The sequence below is a fragment of the Luteibacter sp. P4_E6 genome, assembly GCF_056401535.1.
Map to the genome: position 1 here is coordinate 1 of NZ_JBFUJE010000224.1, position 6,367 is coordinate 6,367.

Here is a 6,367-nt window from a genome sequence, read left to right on the forward strand (position 1 = left end):
CCCTTAGCCCGCACCTCCGCAGGTAATAAGTACAAGGTTAATAAGAAGGAGGCCGCCGCCGAGACGCAGCTTGCCTACTGCCGCCGGGAGGCGGTTCAGGGCAAAGCGGCCAGTGGTGGTGCGCTGCGTCATGTCACCGAACGTAAGTCAGTTCGTCGACGTGTGTCAACACTTTCTCTTGAAACTTGTTTCCTAGGACATTTGGACGGCTAGATGTCCGCGAGCGGTGGTTTCCCCCGCAAAGGCCGCCGCTGCGCAGCCCCAACAAAGTGGTATGCAATCCAAGAGTCCGCTTTCTGTAGGAGCCGATTCATCGGCGATGGCGGCACGACACGCTCCAAGAAAGCGATCACCCTTTTGTCCCAGATTCTCAACACAACCCATTGAGAATATTCGAAAATGACAAAATTTGTGATGTCCATCACACTGGGATGACAGACGCGGTAAGTACGCCTACGTAAACTCCGCGCCCTCACTTACCCAATGGATAGATATATGCGAAGGATTGCGCGAGGGGCGCTGTATGCGCTCGCCTTGTTGTTACCCGTGACAACGGCGAACTCGTATGGCTTGCCCAGTGCCGGCTCTCGAAACGCGTTCTCGCCGGACGCGCAGGGCCCCGCGGTTGACCCGTCCGAACCCGGCGTGGAGCGATATCAGTCGGATCTTGGTCCCGGTGACTGCGAGACTCGTCCGGGCGTGGGAAACCCCATCAACGTCGGCCACGGCAACAAGTATCAGGAAATCGTCGATGTCGCCGCGACTTACGGCTCGCCACTATCGTGGCATCGCTTCTATAACAGCGGCATTGTGAGCGACGACAAAGAAGGACGGTTGCGTAAGCGGACCTTGCCTGCCACGGGCTCGCTTGGCAGTCGCTGGCGCGCAACCTACGACCGTTCGCTCAGCGTCGTGGCAGGTGTGGAAGGCAAGCGTGTCCGCATCCAGCGCCATACCGGAGAGAAGGTTGATTTTATCGACGTCAATGGGCGATATCAAAGCGAGGTAGACCCGCGCGGCGAGCTCGTCCCGAATGGAGATGGCTGGATTTACCGGCCGTCTGCCGGTGCGGACGCCGAGGAATACGACGCGGGCGGGCGACTTATGTCGATCGGTGCGGGGACTACCCGATTCGTGAGCCTTAGATACACGGATGCTCTTGTAGAGGTCGCCGACTTACAGGGTCGAAAGCTTTCCGTTACCTATGACGTGGAGGGGCGGATTGCTTCGGTCACCGATGGCGCGGGGGTTGCGGTGCAATACACGTACGACGAGGCGGCGGACAGTGGCCACAAGGCTGATCCCGCCACGGCCACGTACGCCGACGGCACCTCGCATCGTTACATCTACAACGCCCAGGGCTATGTCGGTGGMGTCAGCCGRCCGCATGCGCTTACGGGCATCGTCGATGAGTCAGGCGAACTGTTCGCAAGCTTCTGGTACGACAGCGAGGGCCGCGCGGTCCGCAGTGAGCATGCGTTCGGCGTCGATGCCGTTCAGCTATCCCGCGAGGCCGACGGGAGTGTCGCCGTCACTGGTCCCACGAAGGCAGTGCACCGTTATCGTTACGCCGAAGTCCGCGGCTCGCGTCGCCTAGTCGGCGTCGACCAGCCCGGCGGAGCCGGCTGCGGGGCGGCAAACTCTAAGATCAACTACAACACCGATGGTACGGTGTCGCGCCGGACGGGCTTCGATGGCCATGCCACCGAGTACCGCTACGACACCCACGGCAATGAGACAGAACGCACTGAAGCGGCGGGCACCCCGGTGGCCCGCAAGATTGCCACGACCTGGCATCCGACTATGGATTTACCGGTCCGCATCACGTGGCCGGGACGCGAGGAACGCTTTACATACGACGCGGCAGGCAACCTGACGGGTCGCGAGGAATGGGGCGCTATCGATCCGACACAGTCAGGATCGGCGCTTACGTTGAGCCGAAGCTGGCGGATGACGTACGACACGGCAGGCCGGCTCGCATTGGAGGAGGGTCCGCGCAGACACGAGTAAGGTCGGGGCGCTCATGCGCCATACCTACCGATCTGCGGATGCATCGAACTGCGCGAACAATGGCCCATGCGATTACCGCAAAGGCGACCTGTGGAAATCGGAGAATGCGCTCGGTCACACCGAGGAGATCCTTACCCAGGATGCGACGGGACGCGTACGGTCTCGCCGCGATCCGCAGGGCATCGTCTACACCTACACCTATGACAAGCGCGGCCGATTAACCGATGTGGAAGAGCTGCGGCCGGGCAACGTCACCGCCAAAACGTCCATGAGCTATACGCCGCGAGGCGACGTCGCATCGATTACTGACGCGGACGGCGTCACATTGCGCTTCGAATACGACAAGGCGGGCCGCCTAATCCAGATAGCGAACCCGTCGAATCATCGTATGCGCTTCGAACTCGACGCAGCGGGCAATCGAATCGGTGAGACCGGCTACGACAGCATGTTCCTCAAGACCCAGATCAAACGCACCTTCGATGCCCTGGGCCGCGTCGAGACCGAGACCAGCGCAAACAATTCAGTGACGCGTTACACGTATGACGAACTCGGCCGCCCAACGGGCACGACGGACGCCGACGGACGTAAAACCACCGCGAGCTACGACGCGCTCGGGCGTCTGCGTGAATCCGTTAGGGATGCTGGCGGTCTGAGTGCCAGTACCACGGCTTCGTACGATCCTCTCGATCAGCTAGCATCGATTGAGGATCCCAAGGGCCTCACGACGCATTACCTGACCACTGGCCTGGGCGATGTTGGAGCGGTCGATAGCCCCGACAGTGGTGAGTCCGTCGATGAATATGACGTGGCTGGATTCCTCGCCCACCACGAAGGCGCCGGYGGCGTCGGTAGCTATGAGGTCACCCGCGATGGCTTGGGTCGCTCGACCGTCGTCCGCTACAGCGATGCGAAGCTCGAAACCCATTTTACCTATGACATTCCCGACCCGACGTGCCCCGCGGGCGAAAGACATGGCGTCGGCCGCCTGTCGGCGATGTTGCAGTCGGGCAGCAAGACGGCGTTCTGCTACGACGCAACTGGGAATATCGCGCGAAAAATTCAGGCATGGGCTGCAACGACGAAGGCGGTGGCGTACCGCTACTCGCTGGCTGGCCGCTTGCAGGAAGTCGCAGTCGATGGAGGTGCGCGAACGATCTATCGTTATGACGCCGATGGCTCGGTGGCGGGTATCAGTGTCGAGCCCCAAGGTGCGGCGAAGGCAGACGTGATTACTTATGTTGCGTACCGGCCCTTCGATCTCATCGAGAGCTGGCGCTATGGCAATGGCACCGAGCTAACGGTCACGCGTGATGACAGCGGCCGCGTGACCGCCTGGGGTGGCCCAGATTACCAGTTGTATGCGCTGAACTACACCCCTGGCGGAGAGATTTCCTCGCAGATGGCGCGCGCCTATGCGTTCGACTTTGGATACGACGGACTCGGACATCTGAAGTCCGTTGCACAACCCAGCACGGGCAATATGTTGCGTACCTTCGAGTACAACACCACGGGTGACCGGACGTCCGTGACAAGCGGTGGCGTCAAGCAGAACTATCTATACGAACCGGCAAGCCATCGCCTGGTGACCGCGGATGGAAAGATGCGTCGCTACGACGCGGCGGGGAACACTATTGCGATAGGTGATGCCACGCTCGCTCAGGATGCGGCGGGTCGATTGGAGTCGGTGAGCGAGCAGGGACGCCCGCTGGTCAGCTATGGCTACGACGCAGCGGACCAGCGAATCATGCGCACTGAGGCGACCGGCGTTAAGGTTAGGCTTGTGCTGTACGACGAGGACGGACGCTGGCTCGCCGACTACGACAGCGCGGGCAACGTCACGCGGCAGGCCGTCTGGATGAATGACTATCTTGTCGGGCTCGTCGATAACGGCAAGTTGCTTTACGTTGAGCCGGACCACTTGGGGTCGCCTCGTGCTGTGATCGATCCGACGCGCAAAGCGACCGTATGGCGGTGGCAGCCCAGTGACGATCCGTTTGGCACAGCAGTGCCTGACGAGGATCCTGACTCCGACGGAACGCGTTTCGTCTTCGACATGCGCTTTCCGGGGCAACATTACGACGCTGCAACGGGTCTTTACTACAATTACTTTCGTGACTATGACGCCAGTGCGGGTCGGTATATTCAAGCCGATCCGAGCGGCTTGGCGGGCGGGATCAATCCATACTTGTATGCAAATGGTTCGCCTTTGTCGTACGTCGACTCGACGGGCGAGATCCCTCTCCCCGTCGTTACTGCCGCCATCGGCTTGATCGGAGCAGCGATTGGTGACACCGCGGCTCAAGTGTACGGTATGTACAAGAGTGATTGGTGCAAGGACTTCAATTGGCGCGAACTAGGCGTATCGGCAGTTGGAGGGGGTCTTGCCGGACTTGGTTTGCCAGTGGTCTCGGCCGCGGCGGGAGTTGGCGGTGTCGCCGCTCTGGGGGCGGCCAGCAACGTGGGTGTTTATGCTGCTAATGGCGGAGATATCGCAGACCCGAGCGGAGTTGCTTGGGCAGCCGGTACAGGCGCTGCGGGCGGATTCATCGGAGGAGCAGCTGGAAGAGTCGTCCGTTGGGGGACGAGGAGTACCGCGGCTAGCAGCAGCATGATCGCTAGAAGTAACAACGCCGCAAACGTGCGTCTGAACACGGGCGTCATTTCTCTAATGCGCGGGCAGGGCGGAGGCGTGGCTTCCAGCGCTCCCATGCCGTCAAGCGCACCATCTGACTGCGGCTGCCAGCACTGATCTTATGAAAGACTCAATTAAGCCGAATCGGATAATGGTGCTAGCTCAGGGTTGCGTAATATGCGCTATAGGATGCATTTCACTTGTCTTGATTTTGGTGAGCCTGGCGGGCGGCTTCTCCGCGGTGCACTTTGGCGTCGGTGCACTACTTATGATCTTCGTTATTCGATTCCTTATCACCGTCATTGAAGACTTTTTCGTGGTCATGGATCAACAGGGCGTCGAACAGCTGAGAGTGGTGCACGGCAGGCGTTTCTTCGTGAAGAAACGTCTGGCCTGGGGAAACGTAGACACGGTTACGCAACGGAATCTCCTCTATCGACTTGGAGGTTCGGACTTCGAAGTTCGCTTGAACATATCCTCGTTCAACGATGGGAACGAGTTTCTAGAGTTTCTAGAGGCTCACCTCCCTGGTGACCTAACTCGGTGAGTTAACGGGGTCGCCCACTGGTCGGCCGTCGCCACGACGTCATTTTAAAATTAATGAGGGCGCAGAAATGATTTCTTCTGCGCCAGTGCCGATCTATGCAGGTCCCAGAAATGAAGAAAGTTTGGATATTCATGGCCTTCGTGGCGCCTGTCGGATTTTTTCAGGGCCCGCTACAGCGTGAGATGAGTGGGCCGATATTTCTGGTCGCCGCGGCAGTGTTCCTACTGATCGGTCGAGCCGTGGCGGAGAGATATGGCAAGTAGCTCCTAGAACCCGCCTCCTACACAGTCGCCGATTCGTGTCACGAAGGACGCTAACCATGACTTCCACGGTGCGGCAGTGGGTGCAGGATGGGGCGGCGCCAGCCTGGGCTTCGGAGGAGATGGTTTGTGCGAGCATTGACCGGAATGGCCGCCAGATTTTTCAAGCGCAGGTTGCACCTTACATCGTTGGAGCGAACCATCCTCGATGCCGTCGAGCGGAAGCTGCCCGTCCAGGCATCGACCATCTGGCAGGGACAGGTAAAGGCGATTTACCTCGTCCAGCGCCTGCCGGACGGCATCGAAGTCGATTTCTATATGCGCGATCCGCTACGCGGCTCCGGGAATGCACTCCCTCGGTTCCAAAACCAAGAAGAGTTTGTCGTAGCTACCGTTCAGATATCACTGCCATCGTTAGGGTCTTCCGTCAGCGCCAGTGTCTGGTGCGTATCGGGTCGACTTTTCTCAATCGAATACAAAGGAAGTATCAAGTATTTCGAGGAAGCGATTGGCATGGATCCCGCGCCGGACCTACGGATCACCGTAGCCGTTGACGGCGAGCGACTGAGCTAAAGGTTAACTACCAGCCCCTCAGCCATTCAGCGAACATCCGTCCGTCTGCGGCTAGCGGCTGAGCCGTCGCTTCTCGCGCGAGCATGGCCCCTAAAGCGTCGGGAACGTGCACCGTCCGCCCGATAAGCGGCTCAACCACGGTATCGAACTTGGCGGGATGTGYCGTGGCTGCAACCGTCCATGTTCGAGCGTCGCTGGCGAGACGGCGACGTTCGAACACCCGGATCGCCGTCGCCGTGTGCGGGCAAAATATCTCACCGTCGCAAGCTGCATGGCGAAGAATGACATCGCGAATCTCCGCATCATCGACGCCCTCGGCGTGACCGCTGCGACGCGCATTATCGT

At 59.7% G+C, this 6,367-nt stretch carries 5 protein-coding genes and 1 pseudogene; 5 read left to right on the forward strand and 1 reads right to left on the reverse strand.

Annotated features, from left to right (window positions below; translation table 11 throughout):
- The 5 genes from AC1DT2_RS13680 to AC1DT2_RS13700 form a co-directional block, all read left to right on the forward strand.
- Positions 1–213: hypothetical protein (locus tag AC1DT2_RS13680; RefSeq protein ID WP_477296859.1), on the forward strand; the 213-nt coding region annotated here is incomplete at its 5' end.
- Positions 214–495: 282 nt separating this feature from the next.
- The gene (locus tag AC1DT2_RS13685) at positions 496–2,010 is read left to right on the forward strand and encodes a DUF6531 domain-containing protein (RefSeq protein WP_477296861.1); all 1,515 of its coding nucleotides are present in this window, start codon (positions 496–498) and stop codon (positions 2,008–2,010) included.
- A gap of 13 nt (positions 2,011–2,023) precedes the next feature.
- Positions 2,024–4,759 carry an RHS repeat-associated core domain-containing protein gene (locus AC1DT2_RS13690; RefSeq protein WP_477296863.1) on the forward strand — a complete coding sequence of 912 codons (2,736 nt, stop codon included), beginning with the start codon at positions 2,024–2,026 and terminating at the stop codon, positions 4,757–4,759.
- A gap of 88 nt (positions 4,760–4,847) precedes the next feature.
- Positions 4,848–5,189 carry a hypothetical protein gene (locus AC1DT2_RS13695; protein ID WP_477296865.1) on the forward strand — a complete coding sequence of 114 codons (342 nt, stop codon included), beginning with the start codon at positions 4,848–4,850 and terminating at the stop codon, positions 5,187–5,189.
- A 389-nt stretch (positions 5,190–5,578) separates the two neighbouring features.
- Positions 5,579–6,022: a hypothetical protein gene (locus AC1DT2_RS13700; protein ID WP_477296867.1), complete on the forward strand. Its 444-nt coding sequence runs from the start codon at positions 5,579–5,581 to the stop codon at positions 6,020–6,022.
- Positions 6,023–6,029: 7 nt separating this feature from the next.
- On the opposite strand, the pseudogene AC1DT2_RS13705 reads toward AC1DT2_RS13700, so the two are convergent.
- Positions 6,030–6,367: pseudogene (locus AC1DT2_RS13705) on the reverse strand (threonine synthase); the annotation flags it as partial.